Here is a 23,842-nt window from a genome sequence, read left to right as displayed (position 1 = left end):
GGACCTCCTAGAGGACTACAGGGGTGTGTACGGAGTTCTTCTCGGCGCTCTCCTCCACCGCGGCGAGCACCCGTTGCACCTGCAGGCCGTCGGCGAACGACGGTACGGGCGCGACCCCTTCGGCGATCGTCCGCACCAGGTCACGGGCCTGATGGACGAAGGTGTGCTCGTAGCCGAGGGCGTGACCCGGCGGCCACCACGCCTCCAGGTAGGGGTGCTGCGGCTCGGTGACGAGGATGCGCCGGAATCCCGCCGTGGTGGCGGCCTCGGTGTGGTCGTGGAAGGACAGCTCGTTGAGCCGTTCCAGATCGAAGGCGAGCGAGCCGCGCTCCCCGTTGATCTCCAGCCGCAGCGCGTTCTTCCGTCCGGCAGCCATCCGGGTCGCCTCGAACGAGGCCAGCGCCCCGGACGCGAGCCGGCCGGTGAACAGCGCCGCGTCGTCGACGGTCACCGCGCCCCGCGCGCCCGGGTCCGCGGCCCCGGAGAGCCCGGCCGAGGGCCCGGCGAGCACCGGTCGTTCACGCACGAACGTCTCGCTGACCGCGGACACCCCGACCAGCGGCTCCCCCGCCAGGAACTGGGCCAGGTCCACGATGTGCGCCCCGAGGTCACCGAGCGCTCCCGAGCCGGCGCGTTCCCGCTTCAGCCGCCAGGTGAGCGGTGATTCGGGATCGACGAGCCAGTCCTGGAGATAGGTGGCGCGGACGTGTCGCAGGGTGCCGATCCGGCCGTCGGCGATCAGCTGCCTGGCATAGGTGATCGCGGGCACCCTGCGGTAGTTGAAGCCCACCATCGCCACCTGGCCGCGGACCGCGGCGCGCTCCGCGGCCTCGACCATGGCCTCGGCCTCGGCGACCGTGTTGGCGAGCGGCTTCTCGCACAGCACGTGTTTGCCGGCCTCCAGCGCGGCGATGGCGATCTCGGCATGGCTGTCACCGGGGGTGCAGATGTCGACGAGCTGTACGTCCTCCCGGGCGATCAGGGCGCGCCAGTCGGTCTCCGCCGCAGCCCAGCCGTGGCGGGCCGCCGCCGCGTCGACCGCCGCCCGGTCGCGTCCGCAGATCGCGGCGAGAGCCGGTCTCATCGGCAGTTCGAAGACGTGTCCCGCGGTGCGCCAGCCCTGTGAGTGGGCGGCGCCCATGAACGCGTATCCGACCATGCCGACTCCCAGCACCGGCACACTCGTCGTCGGCCGGTCCGTCGGCGGCGGCGGCGCCGCCTCCTGATCCGTCTCTTCCCTACGGGCCATCCGGGCTTCCTCCTCGTCGGTCGTTCGGTGGGGGCGGCAGGAGGGTCAGCACCCTCCCGCGGGGCGGATCAGCTGAAGCCCGTCGGCAGGTACTGGTCGATGTTCTCCTTGGTGACCACAGCCGAGTAGAGGGTGAGATTGGTCGGGATCTCCAGCTCGGCCAGGCCGCCGAGGCCCTTGCCCTGTCCGAGGGCGCGGGCCAGGTCGATGGCGGACGCGGCCATCGACGGCGGGTAGAGGACGGTGGCCTTCAGCACACTGTTGTCGGCCTTGATGGCGTCCATCGCGGACTTGGCCCCGGCGCCGCCGACCATCAGGAACTCGTCGCGGCCCGCCTGCTGGATGGCGCGCAGCGCGCCCACGCCCTGGTCGTCGTCGTGGTTCCACAGGGCATCGAACTTCTTCTGCGCCTGCAGGAGCTGGGCCATCTTGGCCTGGCCCGACTCGACGGTGAAGTCGGCGGCCTGACGAGCCACCAGCTTGACGTTGGGGTAGTTCTTCAGCGCGTCGGCGAAGCCCTGGCTGCGCTGCTTGGTGAGCTCCAGGTTGTCGATGCCCGCCAGCTCGACGACCTTGGCATCCGCCTTGTCCTTGAGCTGCTCGCCGATGTACGTACCGGCGTTGAGACCCATGCCGTAGTTGTCGCCGCCGACCCAGCAGCGGTAGGCCTGCGGCGAGGCGAAGATCCGGTCCAGATTGATGACGGGGATGCCGGCCCGCATGGCCTCCAGGCCGACCTGGGTGAGCGCCTTGCCGTCGGCGGGGAGGATGACGAGGACGTCGACCTTCTTGTTGATGAGGGTCTTGACCTGGCCGATCTGGGCGGCGGTGTCATTGGAGCCCTCGGTGGTCTCCAGCGTCACCTCGGAGTACTTCGCCGCCCGCGACTTGGCATTCTCGTTGATGGCGTTGAGCCAGCCGTGGTCGGCCTGCGGACCGGCGAAGCCGATGGTGACGGGCTTGCCGGGCTTGTCGTCGGCGGCAGGGACGCCGCTCTGCGCGGTGTCCTTGGTCTTGGGGTCGTTGCTGGTGCAGGCGGTGAGCAGGGCGCCCGCGGAGACGGCCGCGGTGCCGAAGAGCAGTCGTCTGCGGCTGGTTTCTGGCATGGCTGTCAAACCCTTCATCCAATGCGTGACATGTCACAGGTGGCGTTCGGGACGGTGGGTGGGGCGGAGTGGCGGAGGCGAAGGGGCGCGGTGCGGTCCGGTCCGGGCTTGTCCGGTCCTGATCCGCCTGGGCCCCGGGCCTCAGGTCTCCCCGTGCGCGGAGGTGCGGCGCTGGACCAGGACGGCGGCGACGATGATCGCGCCCTTGGCGATCTGCTGGACGTCGCTCTGCAGATTGTTGAGCGCGAAGATGTTGGTGATGGTGGTGAAGACGAGGACGCCGAGTACGGAGCCGACGATCGTGCCGCGCCCACCGCTGAGCAGGGTCCCGCCGATGATCGCGGCGGCGATGGCGTCGAGCTCGTACAGATTGCCGTTGGTGTTCTGTCCCGAGCCGGACAGGACGATCAGCATGAAGGCCGCGATGCCGCAGCACAGCCCGGAGAGCAGATAGAGACAGAGCCGCTGCCGTCGTACGTCGATACCGGCCAGTCTGGCCGCTTCCGCGTTGCCGCCGACCGCGACCGTACGCCGTCCGAAGGTCGTACGGTTCAGCACCAGCCAGCCGATGACGGTCACCGCGGCGAACATCATGACCAGGGGCGGGATGCCGAGGACGTAGGAGTCGGGCAGGCCCAGGTCGAGCACCGACTTGACGGTGACGATCTGGGTCTTGCCGTCGGTGATCTGGAGGGCGAGCCCGCGGGCCGAGGCGAGCATGGCCAGCGTCGCGATGAACGGCACCATCCGGCCGTACGCGATGAGCAGTCCGTTCACCAGTCCGGCACCGAGTCCGACGATCACCGCGGTGAACAGGATTCCGGCGAAACCGTACTCCTGGGTGGCCAGCGTGGTCGCCCAGACGGAGGCGAGCGCGACCATCGCACCCACCGACAGGTCGATGCCGCCGCTGGTGATGACGAAGGTCATGCCGACGGTGACGACGCCGATGACGGACGACTGCGTCAGGATCAGCTGAAGGTTCCCGGTGTCCAGGAAGGCATCGGGCTCGGTGATTCCGCCGACCACGATCAGTGCGGCGAGGACGCCCAGGAGCGAGAGGTTACGGACGTCCGCGCGCAGGCCGAAGGCGCGCGGAGGTCCGTCCTTGCTGCGTGGTCCGGCGACCGGGGCGGGGGCGGCTCCCTCGTCCGGCCCGCCCGGCTGCGTCGAGGAGACGGGCTTCGTCATGACGTCGGGCTCCCTTCCATCACAAGGTCGAGTACGCGGTGCTCGTCGAGCTCCCGGGCGTCCGCCGCATGCACGACGCGGCCCTCGCGGAGCACCAGCACCCGGTCGGCGAGGCCCAGCACTTCGGGCACCTCGCTGGAGACGAGCAGGACGGCGAGGCCTTCGTCGGCCAGCCGTCGGATCACGGCGTAGAGCTCGGCGCGGGCGCCGACGTCGACACCGCGGGTCGGTTCGTCGAGCAGCAGGACCCGGCAGCCCCTCAGCAGCCAGCGGGCCAGGACGGCCTTCTGCTGGTTGCCGCCGGAGAGCGTGCGGACGGGGGTGTCCGGGTTGTCGGGGCGCAACGAGAGTTCGCGGGTGGCGGCGCGCGCCGCCCGGCGCTCGGCCCCGCGGTCCATCCAGCCGGCCCGGGAGAAGCGCGACATCGAGGAGACGGAGACGTTACGGGTGACGGATTCGAGCATCAGCAGGGCTTGCGCCTTGCGTTCCTCGGGGGCTAGTCCGATTCCGGCGGCGACGGCCGCGCGTACGCTGCCGGGCCTGAGCGGTGTGCCGGCCACGGTGACATGTCCGGCGCTCGGCTTGCGGGCGCCGTAGACGGTCTCCAGGATCTCGGAGCGCCCCGATCCGACGAGTCCGGCCAGGCCGACGATCTCACCGGGCCGGAGCTCCAGGTCCACCGGGTCGAATTCCCCCTTCCTGGTCAGCCCCACGACCTTCAGCACCGGCTCCGTCGCCGCCGCTGCCGCGCTGTCCGTGGTGCGCGGCGGGAAGACGTACTCGACATTGCGGCCGGTCATCATGGCAACGATGTCGCGCGTAGGTGTGGACTTGGCGGGCAGCCCCACGGCGACGGCGCGGCCGTCCTTGAGCACGGTCACCCGGTCGCCGATCCTGCGGATCTCCTCCAGGCGGTGCGAGATGTACACGACGGCCACCCCGTCGGCCGTGAGGGAGGCGACGATGCGGAAGAGGTTGTCGACCTCGTCGGGGTCGAGTGCGGCGGACGGCTCGTCCATCACGATGAGCCGGACGTCGTGGGAGAGCGCCCGCGCCATGGAGACGATCTGCTGCTGTGCGGCGGACAGCTCGCCGACCGCCCTGGCCGGGTCGATCTCCGGGTGACCGAGACGTCTCAGCAGCGCGGCCGCCGCCGTACGTCCCTCCCGGGTGCGGACGACGAAGCGGGCGGTGGTGGGTTCATGGCCGAGGAAGACGTTCTCGGCGACCGACAGGCCCTCGACCAGGTCGAGTTCCTGGTAGATGGTGGCGATGCCCAGGCGCATCGCCGCCATGGGCGACTTGAGCGCGGCCGGTGCGCCGCGCCAGGTGATCTCGCCGCCGTCGGGCTGGTGGGCCCCGGCGAGCACCTTGATGAGAGTGGACTTGCCGGCGCCGTTCTGCCCGAGGAGACAGTGGACTTCGCCGGCCAGGACCTCCAGGTCCACGCCGTCGAGGGCGCGCACTCCGGGGAACGACTTGGTGATGCCGGACATGGTGAGCAGGGGTGGTTCTGGTGCCATGACGATCCCCTCGGCGAATGGGGTCTCCCCTGCTCGAGCGCAGCCGAGAGCGTGGGGAAGGCCGGTGAGCGGGCAGGGCGGGACCAGGTGCGGTGGTGCGGGTGTTTCCGGTGTTCCGGTGCCCCAGGTGCGGTGATGCGGGTGTTTCCGGTGTGCGGGGGCTTGCGCAGGTGTGCCGATGTGGGTGTTTCCGGTGTTCCGGTGCCCGGTGCGGTGGTGCGGGTGTTTCGGTGTGCGAGTGCTTGCCCGGGTGTGCTGATGTGGGCGGGTGTGCTGATGCGGGCGGGTGTGCGGATGCTTGCCCAGGTGCGCTGGTGCGGGGTGCCTATGTGCTGCCGGCCCGGAGTCAGGCCGGTGAGAACAGGTGGTCGCTGATGAGCCGGGCGGCGCCGATCACTCCGGCGGCCGGCCCCAACTCGCCGAGCACGATGGGGAGATTGCCGGTGGCCAGCGGCAACGACTGCCGGTAGACCTGGGTCCGGACGCTGGCGAGGAGCGTGTGCCCGAGGCCGGTGACACCGCCTCCGATCACCACCAGGCCGGGATTGAAGAAGCTGACGAGTCCCGCGATGACCTGACCGACCCGGTTGCCGCCCTCGCGGATCAGGTCGAGCGAGGTGGCATCACCGGCCGCCGCGGCGGCTGCCACATCGGCGGCGGTGAGCTTTCCGGCCGCCTCCAGCCGGCCCGCGAGTTCCGCCGACTGTCCGGCACGCGCCGCGTCCTCGGCGTCGCGGGCGAGCGCGGCACCGCTGAAGTGGGCCTCCAGGCAGCCCCGGTTGCCGCAGGCGCAGGCGCGTCCTTCGGGTTCGACCTGGATGTGGCCGATGTCTCCGGCGCTGCCCGTCGTACCGCGGTGGACCTCGCCGCCCACGACGATGCCGCAGCCGATGCCCGTGCCGATCTTGACGCAGAGGAAGTCGCCCACGGAACGTGCGACGCCCGCGTGCTGCTCCCCCATCGCCATCAGGTTCACATCGTTGTCGACCATGACGGGGCAGCCCAGTTCCTGGCTGAGCGCCTCGCGGACCGGGAAGCCGTCCCAGCCGGGCATGATCGGCGGCGCGACCGGTACCCCTTCGGGGAAGCGGACCGGACCGGGCACACCGATACCCGCGCCGTCGAAGCCCTCGGCGAGCCCGGAGGCCCGGAGCTTGGCGGCCATGGCCAGCACCTGTTCGAAGATGGCGACGGGGCCTTCGCGTACGTCCATGGGGTGGTTGAGGTGACCCAGGACCTCCAACTCGGCGTTGGTGACAGCCACATCGACGGATGTGGCACCGATGTCGACGCCGAGGAAGCGCAGTTGCGGAGCGAGCCGGATGTTGTGCGAGCGACGCCCGCCGCGGGATGCGGCGAGTCCGTCGGCCACGACAAGTCCGGTCTCCAGCAGCCGGTCGACCTCGACGGCGAGCTTGGAGCGGGAGAGATCGACCTGATCCCCCAGCTGTGCCCGTGAGTTGGGCCCGCCGTCGCGCAACAGCCGGAGCAGTCGCGCCTGATGCGCATTCGCGGGTCGTGCCGTCATACGTCTCACGCGCCCCTCCCCGCCACATCGGCCTGTCCGTCGGGCTTTCGAGGGGAACGTAGCAGCGGTTGCCGGGAGTGGGAAGAAGTTGCGCAGGAATCCACCACAACTTTCTCCTCAGTGAGGACAAAGCGCTTCGGGCGAGTCAGGGGCGGCCGTCGGCGCCGACGCGTTCGCGGACACGGTACGGACCGACGAAGGGCCGGGGCGCGGACATGTGAGAAGGGCCGGGGCGCGAAGCCCCGGCCCCTTTCTGTGCGACCCGTCCGGCCTGTCCGGGCAGGTTGTCAGTTCTCTCCGTGCTGGTGGTACGTCCTGCGGGTGTGTTCCGTGTGCGCCCGCATGATCTCCGTGGCCCGCTGCTCGTCGCGCGAGGAGATCGCCTCGATGAGCGAGCGGTGCTCGATCCAGGACCGGGTGCCGCGCCGCCGGGTCACCGGTGTGTAGTACCAGCGGACCCGGCGGTCCACCTGTCCGGCCAGTTCGGAGAGGACGGCGTTGCCCGCCAGCTCCATGACCTTGGCATGGAAGGCCGCGTTGGTGGCGACCGCGAGGTCCACGTCGTCGTCCGCGACGGCCTGCTCACCCCTGGCGCACAGCTCCTCCAGGGCGGCGATGCCGACGGTGCCGGAGTTGGCCGCGGCAAGGCGTGCGGCCTCGGCCTCCAGGAGGGTACGGACCGAGAGCAACTGGTCCGCCTCGTCCTCCGTGGGTTCGTGGACGAACGCGCCCTGCGCGGGCCGGAGATCGACCCAGCCCTCGGTGTTGAGCCGCTGCAACGCCTCCCGTACCGGCTGCCTGGACACCCCTAGATGACCGGCCAGTTCACTCTCGACCAGGTGCTGGCCGGGACGGAGCGCGCGCGTCGTTATCAGTTCGAGCAGCGCCTCATACACGCGCTCGCGCAGCGGACCGGGCCGCTCCAGCTTCGGCACAGCACCTTGCGGCAGTCGTGCGGACAACATCGCGGTCCCCCTCCGGGCGACGAGCAATTGCTCATCGTCTGCAGTCTACCGAGCGCAACACCCCTCAGGGGCAGCGGATGACCTGACCCGCGTACGAGAGATTCCCGCCGAAACCGAACAGCAGCACCGGCGCGCCGCTGTGCACCTCGCCGCGCTCGACCAGCTTGGACAGGGCCATCGGGATCGAGGCCGCGGACGTATTGCCGGAGTCCACGACGTCCCGGGCGATGACCGCGTTGACCGCACCGATCTTCCGGGCGACCGGTTCGATGATCCTCAGGTTGGCCTGATGCAGCACCACCGCGGCCAGATCCTCGGGGGCGACACCGGCCTTCTCGCACACCTTGCGGGCGATGGGCGGCAACTGCGTGGTGGCCCAGCGGTACACGGACTGCCCCTCCTGCGCGAATCGCGGGGGCGTCCCCTCGATCCGTACCGCGTTCCCCATCTCCGGCACCGAACCCCACAGAACGGGGCCGATCCCGGGCAGGTCCCCGCCGTCCGGTTCCGCGACGACGACCGCCGCGCCGGCCCCGTCGCCGAGCAGGACACAGGTGCTGCGATCGGTCCAGTCGGCGATGTCCGCCATCTTGTCGGCGCCGATGACGAGGACGCGCCCGGCCGCACCCGCCCGGATCGCGTGGTCGGCGGCGGCGAGGGCGTGGGTGAACCCGGAGCAGACCACATTGATGTCCATCACCGCGGGAGAGCCCATACCGAGGCGGGCGGCGACCCGCGCCGACATGCTCGGCGAACGGTCGATCGCGGTGGAGGTGGCGACGAGAACCAGATCGACCTCGGCGGGCTGCAGCCCCGCAGAGGCGAGCGCCTTGGCTGCCGCGTGCGCGGCCATCTCGTCCACCGGCTCGTCGGGACCTCCGACGTGTCGGGTCTTGATACCGACGCGACTGGTGATCCACTCGTCACTGGTGTCGACCATGGCTGCCAGGTCGTCGTTGGTGAGCACCCGGGCGGGCTGATAGTGGCCGAGCGCCACGACACGTGAGCCGGTCATGTACAGGATCCCCTCGCTACATGTGGCAGGAACTATCCAGTCTTGGTCGCTACCGCCCGGTACAGGGGCACGTGATCCCACAGGAATCACCGCCGGTCATTGGAGGCTTGACGACAGCCTTGACCACCAAGAAAGCATATTGTAGACACTATTTCATCGACTTGACATCGTCCGCGTCACTCGCGGACCACCACCGTCTGCGCGTACGGCGGCATCGGCCGCAATGTCACACTCCATGTGCAGGACAATGAGGTCGTCGAGGTCCCACCTCGCCGCACGTCGATCCGGTGACCCGCGGCAACCTCTGCGTCAAGAGCCGCTTCGGCTTCCACCACGTACAGAATCGGGTTCAACCGCTATGGGACGGGTCACCGAGCGTCGCCGCACCATCCGCATCCGGGACGGGGCGGTCTCGACGCGCCCCGACACGCTCGTCGCCGAGGAGCCCCTGGAGATCCGGCTGAACGGCAAGCCGCTCGCCATCACGATGCGGACGCCGGGCGACGACTTCGCGCTGGCGGCGGGCTTCCTGGTGAGCGAGGGCGTGATCGGCGACGGATCCGAGGTGCAGCAGATCGTCTACTGCGCCGGGGCCGCGGCGGACGGCGTCAACACGTACAACGTGGTGGATGTGAAACTCGCCCCCGGTGTCGCGGTTCCCGACATCACGCTCGAACGCAATGTGTACACCACGTCGTCCTGCGGGCTGTGCGGCAAGGCGAGCCTCGACGCGGTGCGCACCACGACCCGGCATCCGATCGCCGACACTCCCCCGGTGCGGGTGGAGCCCGCCCTGCTCGCCGTCCTCCCCGACCGGCTGCGCGCCGCCCAGCGGGTCTTCGACCGGACGGGGGGTCTGCACGCGGCGGCGTTGTTCTCCGAGACGGGTGAGTTGCTCGACGTCCGGGAGGACGTCGGCCGGCACAACGCGGTCGACAAGCTGGTGGGCCGCGCCCTGACGGACGGCCGGCTGCCGCTGTCCCGGAGCATTCTGCTGGTGTCGGGGCGGGCCTCGTTCGAGCTGGCCCAGAAGGCGGTGATGGCCGGGATCCCCGTGCTCGCGGCGGTCTCGGCACCGTCGTCCCTCGCCGTCGATCTGGCGGCCGAGACCGGGCTGACCCTGGTCGGTTTTCTGCGGGGTCCTTCCATGAACGTGTACGCGGGTGAGGAGCGCGTCGCCCTGGAGGTGACGGCCGGCCGGAGCTGAGTCTCCCCGCCCGCCTGCACGGGTCCGGGTTCCGGCCGACGGGGAGCGCGCCCCCTGCGCCGGCCGGCCCCATCCCGTGGCGTGCACGCCCGCGACGGGACGTCGACGCGTCACAGGGGCGGTTTCAGCCCACCATCCGTGTCACAGGGGCGGTTTCAGCCCACCCGCCCGCGTCACAGAGCGGTTTCAGCCCACCGCCAAGGACTCCTCCGCCGCCGGACCACTCGTCCTCGCCGCCCCGACGGGGTTGTCCTCCAGCGGGTCGCGCGAGCGGCGTTTGGCGATCACCGCGCACACCATGAGCTGCATCTGGTGGAAGAGCATCAGCGGCAACACGGCGAGGGACGCCTGTGCACCGAACAGGACGCTCGCCATCGGGAGTCCGGAGGCCAGGCTCTTCTTCGAACCGGCGAACTGGATGGCGATCCGGTCCTCCCGGTCGAAGCCGAGCCGCTTCGCCCCGTACCAGGTCAGGATGAGCATCAGCGCGAGCAGCACCGCTTCGGCACCGAGCAGCGCCCCGAGCCGGGCCGGGGTGACCTGGTGCCAGATGCCCGCGACCATGCCCTCGCTGAACGCCGTGTAGACGACGAGCAGGATCGAGCCCCGGTCGACACGGCCGAGGACCTTCTTGTGGCGGGTGATGAAGCCGCCGATCCAGCGGCGCAGCAGCTGCCCCGCGACGAACGGCAGCAGCAGCTGCACCCCGATCTTCAGCAGCGCGTCCGCCGAGAATCCACCGCCGCTGTTGCCGAGCAGCGCGGCCGCGAGCAGTGGGGTGAGGAAGATTCCGGCGATCGAGGAGAAGGAGCCCGCGCAGATCGCCGCCGGCACATTGCCGCGGGCGATCGACGTGAAGGCGATCGAGGACTGGATGGTCGAGGGGACGAGGCAGAGAAAGAGGAAGCCGCTGTGGAACTGCGGCGTCAGGACGTACGGCACCAGCCCCTTGCCCGCCAGCCCGAGGAGCGGAAACGCCACGAAGGTGCAGACCAGGACGGTGAGATGGAGCCTCCAGTGCTTGAGGCCGTCGAGCGCCTCGGCGGTGGAGAGGCGGGCGCCGTACAGGAAGAAGAGAAGGGCGACCGCTCCGGTCGAGGCGCCGCCCGCCACGTCCGCGGCGGTCCCCGACGCGGGCAGTATCGCGGCGAGTACGACCGTGCCGATCAGCGCCAGGATGTACGGGTCGATCGGCAGCCAGGACGGCAGCTTCAAGGTGCGGCGGCTCATGTGCTCCACATGTTCTGTTGGTTCCGGTCGTGCCCTGCCCATCCTGCTCTTGATCAAGGCAATCGGGAATCCCGCACACCACTCTCACTGTCATCACGGTTCGCGATAACCTGGGCTCATGTACGACCCCGCTCAGCTCCGCACCTTTCTCGCCGTGGCCCAGACGCTGAGCTTCACCCAGGCCGCCCGCCGGCTCGGGGTACGGCAGTCCACGGTGAGCCAGCATGTGCGGCGGCTGGAGGACGCGGCCGGGCGCCCGTTGTTCACCCGGGACACGCACCGGGTCGACCTCACGCCGGACGGCGAGGCGATGCTCGGTTTCGCCCGGACGATACTTGAGGCGCATGAGCGGGCCGCGGCCTTCTTCACCGGCACCCGGCTGCGCGGGCGGCTGCGGTTCGGGGCCTCGGAGGACTTCGTACTGACCCGGCTGCCGGAGATCCTGGAGTCGTTCCGCCGCGACCATCCGGACGTCGAGCTGGAGCTGACGGTGGAGCTGTCCGGGACGCTCCACCAGCGCCTGGCGGCGGGCCGGCTGGATCTCGTCCTGGCCAAGCGGCGCACCGGCGACACCCACGGGGAGCTGGTCCGGCACGACGCGCTGACCTGGATCGGCGCGCCGCGACTGCGGATCGACCCGGACCGTCCGGTTCCGCTGGTGCTCTTCCCGCCGCCGGGCATCACCCGGGCCCGCGCCCTGGAGGTCCTGGAGGAGCACGGCCGGTCCTGGCGGATCGCCTGTACGAGCACCAGCCTCAGTGGGCTGATCGCGGCGGCCCGTGCGGGGCTCGGCGTGATGGCTCACAGCCGGGGGCTGATCCCACCGGGCCTGGCACCGGTGCCGGCCAGATCGGGACTGCCTGAGCTCGGCGACGTGGACTTCGTCCTGCTGCACGGCCGCCGCCGGGACGGCGCCCAGGAGGCGGCTGACGCCCTGGCGGCGGCGATCCTGACGGGCGGCGACCGGCTGATCCGAGATGTCGGCACGATCGGTTCGCTCAGTGGCCGGGTCGATGCATGACGGTACGCCGTCATGGGGAGAGCGGACGGCAGCCGCGGTTGCGCGGCCGGCCCGGTCGGGCACGACGGGCGTCGGCCCATCTACGGACCAATACCCCGGTATCCGCCCGGAACGGGAGTGACTGAGGCGTACAGATTCGGTGGAGATTCCGCCGTCGGCCGCTTACTCCGTGGTCTCAGCCACGCCCGAGCCTTGCCCATCTGGCCGGATTTCGGTGGCTGACCTGTGCATATGCCACGTTGTCCGCCGGTTCGGGCCCCTCCCGCCGCGCCGTCCGGTGGGGTAGCGTCACGGCGCTGTGCGGAGCGCCACGAGGAGCAGGTCATTGCGCGAGTTCACTGTCCCACCCATGGCGGCCGCGCCCCTCGTGGGCGGCTTGGCCGATGTGGTGTTCGACTACGCCGAGGAAGATCCGCGCCGGGTCTCGCTCGGCCGGAAGGACGAGAGCGGTCACTGGCGGGATGTCACCGCGGCGACGTTCCGCGACGAGGTCCTGGCGCTCGCCAAGGGGCTGATCGCGCACGGCGTCAGGTTCGGCGACCGGGTGGCCCTCATGTCGCGTACGCGCTACGAGTGGACGCTCTTCGACTTCGCCCTGTGGACGGTCGGCGCCCAGTCCGTACCGGTCTACCCGACCTCCTCGGCCGAGCAGGTCTTCTGGATGCTGCACGACGCCGATGTGTCCGCCGTCATGGTCGAGCACGAGGACCACGCCATGACGATCGCGTCGGTGATCGACCGGCTGCCCCGGCTGCAGCGGCTCTGGCAGCTGGACGCGGACGCGGTGACCGAGCTCGTCGGAGCGGGCGCCCATGTCGAGGACGAGGTGGTGCACCGGCACCGGCGCGCGGTGACGCCCGAATCGGTGGCGACCATCATCTACACCTCGGGGACGACCGGACGCCCCAAGGGCTGTGTGATCACGCACGCCAATTTCATGTTCGAGACGGACACCATGGCCTCCCGCTGGGAGTCGGTCTTCCACTCCAAACCGGGTGACGAGGCCGCCACGCTGCTCTTTCTGCCGCTGGCGCATGTCTTCGGCCGCATGGTCGAGGTCGCCGCCGTGCGCGGCCGCGTGAAGCTGGGCCATCAGCCGGAGCTGTCGGCGAAGGCCCTGATGCCGGACCTGGTGTCGTTCCGGCCGACGTTCATCCTGGCGGTGCCGTACATCTTCGAGAAGGTCTTCAACGCGGCCCGGCGCAAGGCGGAGGCCGAGGGGCGGGTCGGGCCGTTCGACAAGGCCGTGGACATCGCGGGGAAGTACGCCGAGGCGATGGAGGCGCGAGCGTTCGGGACAGGTCCCGGACCGTCCGCCGGACTGCGGGTGCAGCACCAGTTCTTCGACAAGGTCGTGTACAGGAAGGTGCGCGAGGCGATGGGCGGCCGGATCCGGCACGCCATGTCCGGCGGTTCGGGGATGGAGCGGCGGCTAGGGCTGTTCTTCGAAGGCGCGGGTGTCACGGTGTACGAGGGGTACGGGCTGACCGAGTCGACCGCGGCGGCCACCGCCAATCCGCCGGAACGCACGCGGTACGGCACGGTCGGGCAACCGATCCCCGGCACCACGGTGCACATCGCCGAGGACGGCGAGGTGTGGTTGCACGGCGGCAATGTGTTCACGGGCTATCTCGGGGCGCCGGAGGCCACCGACGCGGTGCTGCGCGACGGCTGGCTGGCCACCGGGGACCTGGGGTCGCTCGACGAGGACGGCTATCTGACGATCACCGGGCGGAAGAAGGAGATCCTGGTGACGTCGGGCGGCAAGAGCGTGTCACCGGCCGGTCTGGAGGAGCGGGTGCGGGCGCATCCGCTGGTCGCGCAGTGCATCGTCGTCGGCAACGACCGGCCGTACATCGCGGCACTGGTCACGGTCGACCAGGAGTCGGTGGACCACTGGCTCGCCATGCAGGGGCGGGAGCCCATGAGGCCGGAGGACCTGGTGCGGGATCCGGACCTGGAGATGGAGGTACGACGGGCGGTGGTGGCCGCCAACACGGCGGTCTCGCAGGCCGAGTCGATCCGTACGTTCCGGATCCTGGCGCATCCGTTCACCGAGGAGCACGGTCTGCTCACCCCGTCGCTGAAGCTGAAGCGCAAGGCGATCGAGACGGCGTACGCGGTGGAGGTCGACGCGCTGTACCGCTGAGGCACGGTCGTGCCCCAGCGGTACCGCGCGGGCTGGAGTCTTTCGTTTGGATCAGGCCCGATCACCGGGCCCGGCAGGATCCGCACGAGAGGCTTCAGGTGATCGAGATGCGGAACAGCTTGTCCGAGCCGTCCGGTTGGTTCCCCTTGTTGTCGCAGTTGGTGGTGGAGAGCCAGAGCTGGTCCTGGCCGGGCACCTTGGTGACCGTGCGCAGTCGGCCATAGGTACCGACGTAGTAGGCGCTCGGCGTGCCGAGGTTCTCGGTGTCACCGGTGATCGGCACCCGCCACAGCCTCTCGCCCTTCAACGCGGCCATGTAGATGACGTTGCGGACGATGGCTATCCCGCTGGGCGAGGCCTCGGAGACGCTCCAGGTCTTCTTCGGGTTGGTCATTCCGGCGGTGGAGCAGCTGCCCTCGCAAACGGGCCAGCCGTAGTTGTTTCCCGGCTTGATGAGGTTGAGCTCGTCCTTCTTGCTGTCGCCGAACTCCGCTTCCCACAAGCGGCCGTTGCGGTCGAACGCGAGGCCCTGGGGGTTGCGGTGGCCGTAGCTGTAGACGTAGTTGCCGAACGGGTTGCCGGGGGCGGGCCTGCCGTCCGTGGTCATCCGCAGGATCTTGCCGTTCAGCGAGTTCTTGTCCTGGGCGAGGTCAGGGGTCTGGGCCTCGCCGGTCGAGGCGTACAGGTAGCCGTCGGGGCCGACGGCGAGCCGTCCGCCGTTGTGGTACCTGCTCTTCTTGATTCCCTGGAGCAGGACCGTGTATCCGCCGAGGGAGGTGCCGTCGTACGTCATGCGGGCGACCCGGTTGCCCTCGGACGCGGTGTGCATGAAGTACACGTAGTGGTTCGTGGACCACTTGGGGTCGACAGCCACGCCGAGCAGACCGCCCTCACCGTCGGTCGTGACGGCGTTGGGCACGGTGCCGACCTGGGTCCTGGTGCCGCCGGGCGTGACCTTGAAGACCTTGAAGCTGTCCCGCTCGGTCACCAGCGCGGTCTTCCCGTCGGGCATCCAGTAGGTGCCCCAGGGGATGGACCAGCCGGTGGAGACGGTGGCGATGCCGGACGGTACGCCGCCGTCGGTGGCGCAGGCCTGGGTGGTGAAGGTGACGGTGTTGCTGGGCGGCGAGGCGTTGCCCGCCGCGTCCTTGGCGACGACGTCCAGGGTGTACGGGCTGGCGCAGGCGAGCCCGGTGAGGGTGGTCGTGGTGGCGGGTGGGGTGCCGCTCACGGTCTTGTAGACGGTGCTTCCGCTGCGGACCTCGTAGGCGGTGACGGCCTTGTCGTCCGTCGAGGCGCCCCACTTCAGGACGACGTCGTTGGCGGTGAGGCCCGAGGTGGACAGGGTGCCGGGTGCCGAGGGCGCGGTGGTGTCGGAGCCGGGCAGGGTGGTGCAGTCCACGACGGGGCTGACCGGGGAGACATTGCCGGCCGCGTCACGCGCGAACACGGTGATGTTGTACGTGGTCCTGGCCGTGAGCCCGGTCAGGTTCTTCGTCGTGGCGTTCCCGGCCGCCTCGGCGAACTTGTTGCCGTGTTCGTAGATGTCGTACGCGGTGACGCCCACGTTGTCCGTCGCGGCGCCCCAGTTCAGCGTGAGGCTGTTCTCGGTGATCGCCGAGCAGCCGGGCTGTCCCGGTGCGGTGGGGGCCTCGGTGTCCGACGGGCCGACCGTGAAGTCGACGTAGTCGAGGTTGGGCAGCCCGTCGGCCGTCATGGACGTCAGCCGGATCTTGTTGCTGCCCGCCTTCACCGGGGTGGTCAGAGTGGAGGTGGCCCAGGTGTTCCAGTCGGTGGTGGCGTCGAAGGAGCGGGCGGCGGAGACGACCGTACCGCCGACGGCGACATCCGCGGCCCGGCCGGCCGTCGTCCCGTTGGAGTACCGGATGGCGATCCTTCCGGTCCCGGCCGAGGCAGCGGTGACGGTGAACTCCACATAGCTCCCGACGACGTTGTCGCCGTTGACGAAGCCGGTCCCGGAGTAGCCGGAGTGGTTGGACTCCACGACTCCCCGGACGATCGTCGCGGACTCCGCCTCGTACCGGGCGGCGGCCGCGGAGGCGGATTGCGGGACGGCCTGCACCAGTGCGGTACAGAGCAGCGCCACCGCGAGGGCGGCCGTCGTGCTCCGTAACGTGGTGAGCGTTCTGACCTGCATCTGAACCTCCGTCAGGGAACCCAGTAGTTGCCGGATGCGACGATCATCGACTGCAGCTGGACGCTCCCGCCGTAGTAGAGCTGGGGGTCGATCGAGGTGGTGGCGAGCTTGTTCCAGAGAGCGTCGAGCCAGGCCTGGGAGCCGGAGTCGGTCAGCGCGGTCACGACGAACGGGGCGGTGAAGGCCATGTCGTCGCCGCTGTCGAAGGAAGTGCCGTTGAGGTGGTATCCGGTGACGATCTTCTTCGGGTCACCACCGGTCTTCGACTTGATCCAGGAGTTGAGCTTGCGTGCCGAGGCGAGCGAGGCGGCGTCCCCGCTGGTGACGGCATCGGTTCCGATGCGCCACGGGTCGCGGCAGGCGTTCCAGGAGTAGTCGCCGTCATTGGGCCCTTCGAGCACCTCGCCGGCGGCGGGCTTGGGCGTGCTGTTGGTGTTGACGACGAAGTCCGCCAACAAGCCCGTATTCGCAGCGTACTTGGACTGCTGACTGGTGATCAGACCCTGATGCGCCGTGCGCACGGTGTCCCAGGCGCCATCGCCCGTGGCCTTCTTGAAGGCGCGGAAGTGGTCGATCATCCAGTCCGAGGACCGGGTCATCCAGTAGTGGGACTCACCGGAGTCCGACCAGTCGCCGAGCAGCATGAGGTGGGTGGTCGGGTTGACCTCGCTCTTCTTGATGGCGTTGATGTGCTTGACCGCGAGATCCTTGTAGTTGTACGTGCCCGTGGAGCCCCACTGCTTGTCCGCGAGAAGCAGGCCGTAGGCGACGTCGAGGTCCCCGTCGGTCGCCGAGTCCGAGCCGTCGACGCTCTTGCAGGAGGCGTCCTGTTCGGCGGCGAGCAGGTTGGCGTTGTTGACCGAGGGATGCGCGAGCATGTACTTCACCATGCCGTCGAAGACGGTCTTCGCCTCCGGATCCGCCCCCGCCATCGTCGCGGTGACGACCATGCCGTACCCCTGGGCCTCGGCGACGTAGGGGTGGTCGGCGTCCGGCGAGATGACCTCGTACCAGCCGTTTCCGCAGTTCTTCCTGATGAACGCGGACTTCCAGGCGTTGTACGTCTTGATCACGGCCTGGTCGAGCGTCGACTGCGAGCCCGACGGCTTCAGCGTACCTGCCGTGTAGGGGAATTGATGGCTGCCGAAGGGCACCGCGGGACCACCGGCGGCGGGGACCGCGATGTCCAGGTAGTCGAGGTTGGGGCCGCCGTTCGCGGTGGTCGCGGTGGCCCGGACGGTGTTGGCTCCGGTGGCCGGCTGCACGGGGACGGTCTTCGTCGCCCAGGTGTCCCAGGATCCCGTAGCACCGAACGAGACTCCGGAGGCGACGACCGTACCGTTGACACTGATGTCCATCGGCCGGTCGGTGGCGGTGCCGTTGGCATAGCGGATGGCGAGCGAGGTGCTCCCCGCGGCGGCGTTCACCGTGAACTGCACGGATGATCCCGCGACGTTGGTGTAGTCGACGAAGCCCGTGCCGGAGTAGCCGGTGTGGTTCGTGGCCACGACCGCCTGGGAGAGCGTCGCGCCCTCCGCCTCGTAACGGGTGGCCGCCGCGGCCGCGGGCGGCGCGGCGAGCAGGGGCAGCAGCAGCCCGGCGGCGGCGAGTGCCGTGCCGCCGATGGTCAGCGTGCTCGAAGTGGTGCGCATCGGACCTCCTCAGCCCTTGTACTGGACGACGATCCTGGTGAAGTCGTACGGGGACTGGGACACCCCACTGCAGGCGTCCGGGTCGCCGCCGGAGCCGCAGGCGCGGTCCCGGTTGACGGACCAGAAGGCGTAGCGCGCGATGTGGTGCTGCTGCGCGTAGCCGAGGATCGTCCTGAAGTCGGTGGTGGTGACGGTCTCGTCCGACTCGTCGGTCTTCCCGTTCATCGAGGAGACCCCGATGTGCCGGTACGCCGCGTCGTCGCTGTATCCGTAGGCGCTCTTGACGGCGGCCTTCAGCCCGTCGAGCGCGCTGACCGTGGCCGCGCCCATGGTGCCGGTGTGCCCGCCGAAGTCGAACGGCATGACGACCCAGCCGTCGTTGTCCAGGCCTGCCGCGGCACCCCGCTTGATGAGGTCCTTGCCGTTGGCGTCGGGCCCGGTCGGGGTGGTCCCCGTGGTCACGTACGTCACGATGCCCGGGTTCCTGGTCTTGACGATCTTCAGTGCGTCGACCACCCGCTGCCGCACGGTCGCCTTGGAGAACTCGGTGTCCTCGATGTCGATGTCCAGCGCCTTGAGGTGGTAGGCGTCGATCACCTTCTGGTAGGCCCCGGCCAGCGCGGAGGCGCTGGAGCACTTCTCGCCCAGCTTGTTGCCGCTCCAGCCACCCGCCGATACGACGATGTCGCCACCGGCCGCCCGGATGGACTCGATGGCGGCCTGGTCCGAGCCGCCGGTCAGCGCCCGGTCGCCGTCCCACTTCGGGTTGCAGGTGCCGTCCGAGAGGATGAAGGCGAGCGTGAACCACTTCACGCCCGTCGCCGCCATCACATCGGCCGGTTTCTGCGGGTTTCCCCAGCCCAGGTACTCGTACGGGGCCGCGGCCATCGCGCCGGGGCCGCTGGCCGTCGTGGCGGCGCCCGTCGAGGCAGCGGTCGGGGAGTCGGCACCCGGAGCCCCGTCCGCCGTGGCGGCGGTGGCCTTCGGGACGTGGGCCAGCAGAGGCAGAAACATACAGCTGAGGCCCGCGAGGACGGCGACGGTACGGCGTGGGGGTCGGTCAGCGTGCACGGGTGCTCCCTTCCGGATCGACGTTAGGAAAGGTTCCTAACCATCACTGCATGGGATTCCCTGGAGGACGATCTGTCAATGCTCCGCGCGGGCCCAAATATCAAGACGCGTACGTGAGTTCGCAGGATCTGGGACAGCTCGGACGCGAACCGAGGACGTCGCGTCACGCCCGGGACGAGGTCGGGCGGCACCGGGTGAGGCCCGGACGGGGCGAGATCGACGGGCCGGGATCACCGCGGGCCCGACAGGGGGCGGCCACGCACAGTGGGTCGGCGGGGAATGCCTGGCCCCCCGTGATCGTTGACCATGAGAATCCCAACCGACGACGTAAGGATCGACCGCTCGTGAGCAAGGTCCCCTCCATCACCCTCAACAACGGCGTCGAAATGCCGCAGCTCGGCTACGGTGTCTGGCAGGTGCCGGACGACGAGGCCGCGAGGACGGTCGCGACAGCCATCGAGTCCGGGTACCGGAGCATCGACACCGCCGCGATCTACGAGAACGAGAAGGGCACCGGCCGGGCTGTGGCAGCCTCCGGCGTCGCCCGCGAAGAGCTCTTCATCACGACGAAGCTGTGGAATTCCGAGCAGGGCTACGACTCCACCCTGCGCGCCTTCGACGCCTCGCTCGACAAGCTGGGTCTGGACTATGTCGATCTCTACCTGATCCACTGGCCGGTCCCGGCCAAGGATGCCTACATCGACACGTACAAGGCGTTGGAGAAGATCTGCTCCGAAGGCCGCGCGAAGGCCATCGGTGTCTCGAACTTCCTCCCGGAGCACCTGGAGCGCCTGCTCGGCGAGACCTCCGTGGTCCCGGTGATCAACCAGATCGAGCTCCACCCGCAGCTCCAGCAGGCCGAGTCGCGCGCCTTCCACGCCAAGCACGGCATCGCGACCGAGGCCTGGTCCCCGCTGGGCCAGGGCAAGGGGCTCCTGGAGGTCCCGACGGTCGTAGCGATCGCCAGGAAGCATGACCGCACACCGGCCCAGGTGGTGCTCCGCTGGCACATCCAGACCGGCAACGTGGTGATTCCGAAGTCCGTGACGCCGTCCCGGATCGTGGAGAACCTCGATGTGTTCGGCTTCGAGCTGGACGCCGACGACCTGGCCGCGTTCGCCGCGCTGGACGAGGGCAAGCGCCTCGGTCCGAACCCGGGCGAGTTCAACGTCGGCGCCTGAGCCGAGCAACCGCGTATCGACGGCGACACCGACCGCCGCCCGGCCGCCCGGCCGGGCGGCGGTCCGCCACACAGGGAGGAACCGGAGCATGAGCGGCAACAGCGCGCCGGTCGTCGCAGCGGGCCGCTATCGGCTGCGCAACGTGGGCAGCGGTCTGCTGCTGGAGGTGTACGGCTCCGCCAAGGGCGGCGGCGCCCCGGTACAGCAGGGCGAGGAGAACGGTTCGGCGACCCAGCGCTGGCAGCTCTCGCCCGTCCACGAGGGCGCGGCGCTCCACCACCTGGTCAACGTCCACAGCGGCAAGCGGCTGGACGTCGCCAACGCCTCCACCGAGAACGGCGCCCTGGTCCAGCAGTGGCGTGCCAACAACTACGGCGCCCAGGAATGGCTGATCGAGCAGCACCTGGACGCACCGGGGGTGGTGACGCTGGTCAGCTTCATCAGCGGACTCGTCCTCGAAGTGGCCGACGGCAGCACGGCGGACGGCGCTCGGGTCCAGCAGTGGGAGGACACCGACTCCCCCGGTCAGTGGTGGCAGTTGGAGCCGGCGCCCGACACCCCCGAGAGTTAGGGCCGGCCCGGCGGATCACGGATCAGGGGCGGACGGGCCACGCACTTCGAGGGCCGTGCGCCCCTCGCCCCTTCACCCGTCCGGACCAACGTCCACCATCGGGGCGCGTCCGGGCATCGCGTGATTCCCGGGGGCCTCGTCGTCCGCTTCCGGGTGCCGGTCGGCCCGGCCGCAGGAACGGCCCGGGTTCCTGGCGACCGGGGCGCGGGGCGGCGTCCGCCGCGCCGGAGCCGGGTCCTGCCTCCCGGCCACCGGCCCCTGCCGCGAGCCGAAAGCCGGAGGCCACGCGCGACGCGGCCCTCATGGCCCGCTGGCAACGCCTCGCCGTCCGGCTTTAATATGGCATGGCAGGTGAATGGGTTGTCAGGCGTTGGTCAGATGTGGGCATCTGGAACCGGCGCGTGTACCGGTTCCAGATGCCCGGCTGGAACCCCGGCCCGATTCCGGCGGGCCGGGGTTCTACGTCAGGCCGGTGACCGGGTCACCGACCTTGGTCCGACGGGTTCGGTCACCACTTGCCGCCCTCGAAGTGGCGCTCGATCACCCGGAAGCTGCCCACCACTCCGTTCTCGACCCACACGCCGCCCCGGACGTGGCCCGGGAAGACGCCGTCGCTGGAGCTGTGCGGTCCGACGGTGGCGATGGGGGCACCGTTGTCGCAGGTGACCCCACGGAAGACCTCGATGGTCCGGCGGCTGTCGTTGCGGATGTTGAGGCTGGTGGAGCCGAGGCCGCTGACCACGGTGATGCAGCCACCCGGCTCGTCGGAGTACGTGCGCTCGTTGATGTGGATCCGGCCCTCGTAGTGGTCACGGCCTTCGTCGTAGCCACGACCCTCGTAGCCACGACCCTCGTAGCCACGACCCTCGTTGCCCTTGCCCTCGCCGCCCTTGCTCTCGTTGCCCTTGCCGGCGTCGCCGCCGTCGAGAGCCGAAACGGGTGTGGCCTGCTGGGCGACCGGGGCGGCCTGAGCCGACGGGGCAGCGGAGGCGTAGGTGATGCCGGTGGCGGCCAGAGCCGCGGCGGCCGCGACGGCGGCTGTAACGATGGTGGAACGGGTAACCATGTCGCTTCTCCTGTCTCAGAGAGGTCGGCTGAGCAGTCGACCCGGGATGAACGTACTGACGGCTCTCATTCCTTTCATATCGGACACGTTGACGGCCGACGCCGGGACGCCGATCGAGGGACAATGAGTACGCCAAATGCTATTTCCATATAATTGGATAAGACGCCAATCGCCTTGATCCGAAGGCAAATTGATGTCCCGTTAGCCTGTAAGGGCGACATTCTGACGCCCACTCACCCTGGCGGCAGCGTGTCTCCTCTTGACACGCCACGGGCGAGTCGGCAAGCGCCGTGCCGGAGGAAGCGAGCGGGACCATGACAACCGTTCCACCGGGGAACTCTCCGGCACGCGCGCACCCGGGTCGTGGGCCGAGAGGGGTACGGACGCGGTGCCGACCGGCGGCTCAGCTGTTCAGCTGTTCAGCTGTTCAGCTGTTCAGCTGTTCAGCCAGCGTCTGAGGTCGTCGGTGTGCTCGCCGAGCCTCGGCGGGCGCCGCTCGTAACGCGGCGGGGTACGGGACAGCCCGATGGGGTTGGCCACCAGGCACAGCGGATCGTCGGGGTCCGAGTCGGCCGGTGTGACACGCGGGGACAGACCCAGGCGTTCGGCCAGGCCGAAGGCGCCCGCAAGGTCGTTGACCGGACCGCAGGGCACCCCGAGCGGGGTGAGCAGGTCGAACCACTCGGTGGCGGTGCGCAGGACGAGCCGCGCGGAGATCTCCTCGGCCAGCGCGTCGACGTGCGCGACGCGGTCCTGGTTCGAGGCGAATCTGGCGTCGGTGGCGAGTTCCTCGGCACCCAGGCCCCGGCAAAGGGCGAGGAACTGGCGGTCGTTGCCGACGGCCACGACCAGCGGCCGGTCCGCCGCCCGATAGACCTCGTACGGGGCGATGGACGGGTGCCGGTTGCCGAGGATGCCCGGCACCTGACCGGCCAGAGTGTATCCACCCGCCTGATTGACCATGCTCGACAGCAACGTGGACAGCAGGCTGACCTCGACGTGCTGGCCCTCGCCGGTCGCGTCGCGGTGGCGCAGCGCCGCCAGGACCCCCACGGCCGCGTGCAGGCCCGTGAGTACGTCGACGAGTGCCACGCCCGTCTTGACGGGCTGCCCCGGCGCGGGCCCGGTCACACTCATCAGCCCGCCGACCGCCTGCAGCAGCAGGTCGTAGCCGGGCAGCGCGGCGCCTTCACCGGCCCCGAATCCGGTCACCGAGCAGTAGACGATGCCAGGGTTGAGCGCGTTGGCCTCCTCGTAGGAGAGCCCGTACTTGCCCATCGTGCCGGGACGGAAGTTCTCGAAGAGCACATCGGCGCGGCGCACCAGTTCGCGGGCGTCGCGGCGACCCTTCTCCGTGCCGAGATCGATGGCGAAGGACCGTTTGTTGCGGTTCACGGAGAGGAAGTAGGTGGACTCGTCATGGGCACGCGGCGGACCCCAGGCCCGGGTGTCGTCGCCGGAGCCCGGACGTTCCACCTTGATGACGTCGGCGCCCAGGTCCGCGAGGAGCATGGTGGCGTACGGGGCGGCGAGCACCCGCCCGAAGTCGGCTATCACCACACCCGACAGGGGTCCGGGGACGGCGGCGTTCACCGGGCCACCGTCCGGGGGCTCCGCGCGTACACCGCGGTCGTGGTGGTGAAGAAGTCCCGTGCGGCACAGCCCTGTTCACGCCCGACGAAGCCGCTGTGCCCCGACCCGTCGAAGGATGCGCGTGAATCACCTCCGGCCGACTCGGCGTCGGTGCGTGAATCACCTCCGGCCGACTCGGCGTCGGCGTGCGTTTCGTCGGCGTCGAGGCGTCGCACCGTCGTCTCCTCGCCGAACCAGCGGGTGGGGACGGCCAGTTCGCCATGGGTCGGCCCCATTCCCTCGCGGTCGGGCGCATCGTGGCCCGCGAGCACGGCCGGGCCGGGTCCCTGGCGGCGGGTCGGCCGGTTCAAGGTCTCACCCACGCGT

19 protein-coding genes and 1 pseudogene are annotated in these 23,842 nt (G+C 69.8%); 6 read left to right on the top strand and 14 right to left on the bottom strand.

Translation table 11 applies throughout. The features are described 5' to 3' along the window. Positions 1-7: 7 nt before the first annotated feature. The 7 genes from ACZ68L_RS00550 to ACZ68L_RS00520 form a co-directional block, all read right to left on the bottom strand. Positions 8-1,249 carry a Gfo/Idh/MocA family protein gene (locus ACZ68L_RS00550; RefSeq protein WP_469572956.1) on the bottom strand — a complete coding sequence of 414 codons (1,242 nt, stop codon included), beginning with the start codon at positions 1,247-1,249 and terminating at the stop codon, positions 8-10. Between the two features lie 68 nt (positions 1,250-1,317). Continuing rightward, the gene (locus tag ACZ68L_RS00545) at positions 1,318-2,355 is read right to left on the bottom strand and encodes a substrate-binding domain-containing protein (RefSeq protein ID WP_469572954.1); all 1,038 of its coding nucleotides are present in this window, start codon (positions 2,353-2,355) and stop codon (positions 1,318-1,320) included. A 141-nt stretch (positions 2,356-2,496) separates the two neighbouring features. Continuing rightward, the gene (locus tag ACZ68L_RS00540; RefSeq protein ID WP_469572952.1) at positions 2,497-3,546 is read right to left on the bottom strand and encodes an ABC transporter permease; all 1,050 of its coding nucleotides are present in this window, start codon (positions 3,544-3,546) and stop codon (positions 2,497-2,499) included. Beyond that, the gene (locus tag ACZ68L_RS00535; RefSeq protein WP_469572950.1) at positions 3,543-5,069 is read right to left on the bottom strand and encodes a sugar ABC transporter ATP-binding protein; all 1,527 of its coding nucleotides are present in this window, start codon (positions 5,067-5,069) and stop codon (positions 3,543-3,545) included. Before ACZ68L_RS00535 ends, ACZ68L_RS00540 begins: the two co-directional genes overlap by 4 nt. 346 nt (positions 5,070-5,415) lie before the next feature. Beyond that, on the bottom strand, positions 5,416-6,597 hold the full coding sequence (locus tag ACZ68L_RS00530; RefSeq protein WP_361453231.1) for an ROK family transcriptional regulator: 1,182 nt from the start codon (positions 6,595-6,597) through the stop codon (positions 5,416-5,418). 287 nt (positions 6,598-6,884) lie between these two features. Beyond that, positions 6,885-7,562: a GntR family transcriptional regulator gene (locus ACZ68L_RS00525; protein WP_469572948.1), complete on the bottom strand. Its 678-nt coding sequence runs from the start codon at positions 7,560-7,562 to the stop codon at positions 6,885-6,887. A gap of 64 nt (positions 7,563-7,626) precedes the next feature. Then, positions 7,627-8,577, bottom strand: a complete 951-nt coding sequence (locus tag ACZ68L_RS00520; protein ID WP_469572947.1) for a beta-ketoacyl-ACP synthase III — start codon at positions 8,575-8,577, stop codon at positions 7,627-7,629. A 180-nt stretch (positions 8,578-8,757) separates the two neighbouring features. Between ACZ68L_RS00520 and ACZ68L_RS00515 the strand changes: the two are divergent. Together ACZ68L_RS00515 and fdhD are read left to right on the top strand one after the other, a co-directional pair. Beyond that, positions 8,758-8,924: pseudogene (locus tag ACZ68L_RS00515) on the top strand (2Fe-2S iron-sulfur cluster-binding protein); the annotation flags it as partial. 11 nt (positions 8,925-8,935) lie between these two features. Next, on the top strand, positions 8,936-9,784 hold the full coding sequence (gene fdhD, locus ACZ68L_RS00510) for a formate dehydrogenase accessory sulfurtransferase FdhD (RefSeq protein ID WP_469572944.1): 849 nt from the start codon (positions 8,936-8,938) through the stop codon (positions 9,782-9,784). Positions 9,785-9,970: 186 nt separating this feature from the next. Here the strand turns inward: fdhD and ACZ68L_RS00505 are convergent, their stop codons facing one another. Beyond that, positions 9,971-11,014, bottom strand: a complete 1,044-nt coding sequence (locus ACZ68L_RS00505) for a bile acid:sodium symporter family protein (RefSeq protein ID WP_469572942.1) — start codon at positions 11,012-11,014, stop codon at positions 9,971-9,973. Positions 11,015-11,132: 118 nt separating this feature from the next. Between ACZ68L_RS00505 and ACZ68L_RS00500 the strand changes: the two genes are divergently transcribed. Both ACZ68L_RS00500 and ACZ68L_RS00495 read left to right on the top strand, forming a co-directional pair. Further along, on the top strand, positions 11,133-12,035 hold the full coding sequence (locus ACZ68L_RS00500; protein WP_469572938.1) for a LysR substrate-binding domain-containing protein: 903 nt from the start codon (positions 11,133-11,135) through the stop codon (positions 12,033-12,035). A 349-nt stretch (positions 12,036-12,384) separates the two neighbouring features. Then, a complete protein-coding gene (locus ACZ68L_RS00495; RefSeq protein ID WP_469572936.1) occupies positions 12,385-14,184 on the top strand; it encodes an AMP-dependent synthetase/ligase in 1,800 nt (599 codons plus the stop codon). A gap of 94 nt (positions 14,185-14,278) precedes the next feature. On the opposite strand, the gene ACZ68L_RS00490 is transcribed toward ACZ68L_RS00495, so the two are convergent. The 3 genes from ACZ68L_RS00490 to ACZ68L_RS00480 are packed head-to-tail and all read right to left on the bottom strand — an operon-like array spanning position 14,279 to position 19,065. After that, positions 14,279-16,342 (bottom strand): PQQ-dependent sugar dehydrogenase, encoded by a 2,064-nt coding sequence (locus ACZ68L_RS00490; protein ID WP_469572934.1) that lies wholly within the window; start codon positions 16,340-16,342, stop codon positions 14,279-14,281. A gap of 11 nt (positions 16,343-16,353) precedes the next feature. Further along, positions 16,354-17,994, bottom strand: a complete 1,641-nt coding sequence (locus ACZ68L_RS00485) for a glycosyl hydrolase family 8 (protein WP_469572933.1) — start codon at positions 17,992-17,994, stop codon at positions 16,354-16,356. Between the two features lie 9 nt (positions 17,995-18,003). Continuing rightward, entirely contained in the window at positions 18,004-19,065 is a 1,062-nt protein-coding gene (locus ACZ68L_RS00480; protein WP_469572932.1) for a chitinase, read from the bottom strand. Positions 19,066-19,409: 344 nt separating this feature from the next. Between ACZ68L_RS00480 and ACZ68L_RS00475 the strand changes: the two genes are divergently transcribed. Next, positions 19,410-20,246: an aldo/keto reductase gene (locus ACZ68L_RS00475; RefSeq protein ID WP_469572931.1), complete on the top strand. Its 837-nt coding sequence runs from the start codon at positions 19,410-19,412 to the stop codon at positions 20,244-20,246. Between the two features lie 88 nt (positions 20,247-20,334). Next, complete coding sequence (locus ACZ68L_RS00470; protein ID WP_469572928.1) at positions 20,335-20,817, top strand: RICIN domain-containing protein; 483 nt, start codon at positions 20,335-20,337, stop codon at positions 20,815-20,817. Positions 20,818-21,325: 508 nt separating this feature from the next. Here ACZ68L_RS00470 and ACZ68L_RS00465 read toward each other — a convergent pair. The 3 genes from ACZ68L_RS00465 to ACZ68L_RS00455 form a co-directional block, all read right to left on the bottom strand. Then, entirely contained in the window at positions 21,326-21,883 is a 558-nt protein-coding gene (locus ACZ68L_RS00465) for a hypothetical protein (protein WP_469572926.1), read from the bottom strand. A gap of 435 nt (positions 21,884-22,318) precedes the next feature. Continuing rightward, the gene (locus ACZ68L_RS00460; protein ID WP_469572924.1) at positions 22,319-23,476 is read right to left on the bottom strand and encodes a CaiB/BaiF CoA transferase family protein; all 1,158 of its coding nucleotides are present in this window, start codon (positions 23,474-23,476) and stop codon (positions 22,319-22,321) included. Continuing rightward, on the bottom strand, positions 23,473-23,838 hold the full coding sequence (locus ACZ68L_RS00455) for a hypothetical protein (RefSeq protein WP_469572922.1): 366 nt from the start codon (positions 23,836-23,838) through the stop codon (positions 23,473-23,475). Before ACZ68L_RS00455 ends, ACZ68L_RS00460 begins: the two co-directional genes overlap by 4 nt. Positions 23,839-23,842 lie beyond the last annotated feature (4 nt).

Source organism: Streptomyces sp. NPDC104309 (assembly GCF_055584025.1).
This window is presented reverse-complemented; position numbering and strand designations above follow the sequence as displayed.

What these genes read in the sequence shown, in the direction of transcription:
- ACZ68L_RS00550 (WP_469572956.1), bottom strand. Translation starts at nt 1,249, where the DNA reads ATGGCCCGTAGGGAAGAGACGGATCAGGAGGCGGCGCCGCCGCCGCCG.
- ACZ68L_RS00545 (WP_469572954.1), bottom strand. Translation starts at nt 2,355, where the DNA reads ATGCCAGAAACCAGCCGCAGACGACTGCTCTTCGGCACCGCGGCCGTC.
- ACZ68L_RS00540 (WP_469572952.1), bottom strand. Translation starts at nt 3,546, where the DNA reads ATGACGAAGCCCGTCTCCTCGACGCAGCCGGGCGGGCCGGACGAGGGA.
- ACZ68L_RS00535 (WP_469572950.1), bottom strand. Translation starts at nt 5,069, where the DNA reads ATGGCACCAGAACCACCCCTGCTCACCATGTCCGGCATCACCAAGTCG.
- ACZ68L_RS00530 (WP_361453231.1), bottom strand. Translation starts at nt 6,597, where the DNA reads ATGACGGCACGACCCGCGAATGCGCATCAGGCGCGACTGCTCCGGCTG.
- ACZ68L_RS00525 (WP_469572948.1), bottom strand. Translation starts at nt 7,562, where the DNA reads ATGTTGTCCGCACGACTGCCGCAAGGTGCTGTGCCGAAGCTGGAGCGG.
- ACZ68L_RS00520 (WP_469572947.1), bottom strand. Translation starts at nt 8,577, where the DNA reads ATGACCGGCTCACGTGTCGTGGCGCTCGGCCACTATCAGCCCGCCCGG.
- fdhD (WP_469572944.1), top strand. Translation starts at nt 8,936, where the DNA reads ATGGGACGGGTCACCGAGCGTCGCCGCACCATCCGCATCCGGGACGGG.
- ACZ68L_RS00505 (WP_469572942.1), bottom strand. Translation starts at nt 11,014, where the DNA reads ATGAGCCGCCGCACCTTGAAGCTGCCGTCCTGGCTGCCGATCGACCCG.
- ACZ68L_RS00500 (WP_469572938.1), top strand. Translation starts at nt 11,133, where the DNA reads ATGTACGACCCCGCTCAGCTCCGCACCTTTCTCGCCGTGGCCCAGACG.
- ACZ68L_RS00495 (WP_469572936.1), top strand. Translation starts at nt 12,385, where the DNA reads ATGGCGGCCGCGCCCCTCGTGGGCGGCTTGGCCGATGTGGTGTTCGAC.
- ACZ68L_RS00490 (WP_469572934.1), bottom strand. Translation starts at nt 16,342, where the DNA reads ATGCAGGTCAGAACGCTCACCACGTTACGGAGCACGACGGCCGCCCTC.
- ACZ68L_RS00485 (WP_469572933.1), bottom strand. Translation starts at nt 17,994, where the DNA reads ATGCGCACCACTTCGAGCACGCTGACCATCGGCGGCACGGCACTCGCC.
- ACZ68L_RS00470 (WP_469572928.1), top strand. Translation starts at nt 20,335, where the DNA reads ATGAGCGGCAACAGCGCGCCGGTCGTCGCAGCGGGCCGCTATCGGCTG.
- ACZ68L_RS00465 (WP_469572926.1), bottom strand. Translation starts at nt 21,883, where the DNA reads ATGGTTACCCGTTCCACCATCGTTACAGCCGCCGTCGCGGCCGCCGCG.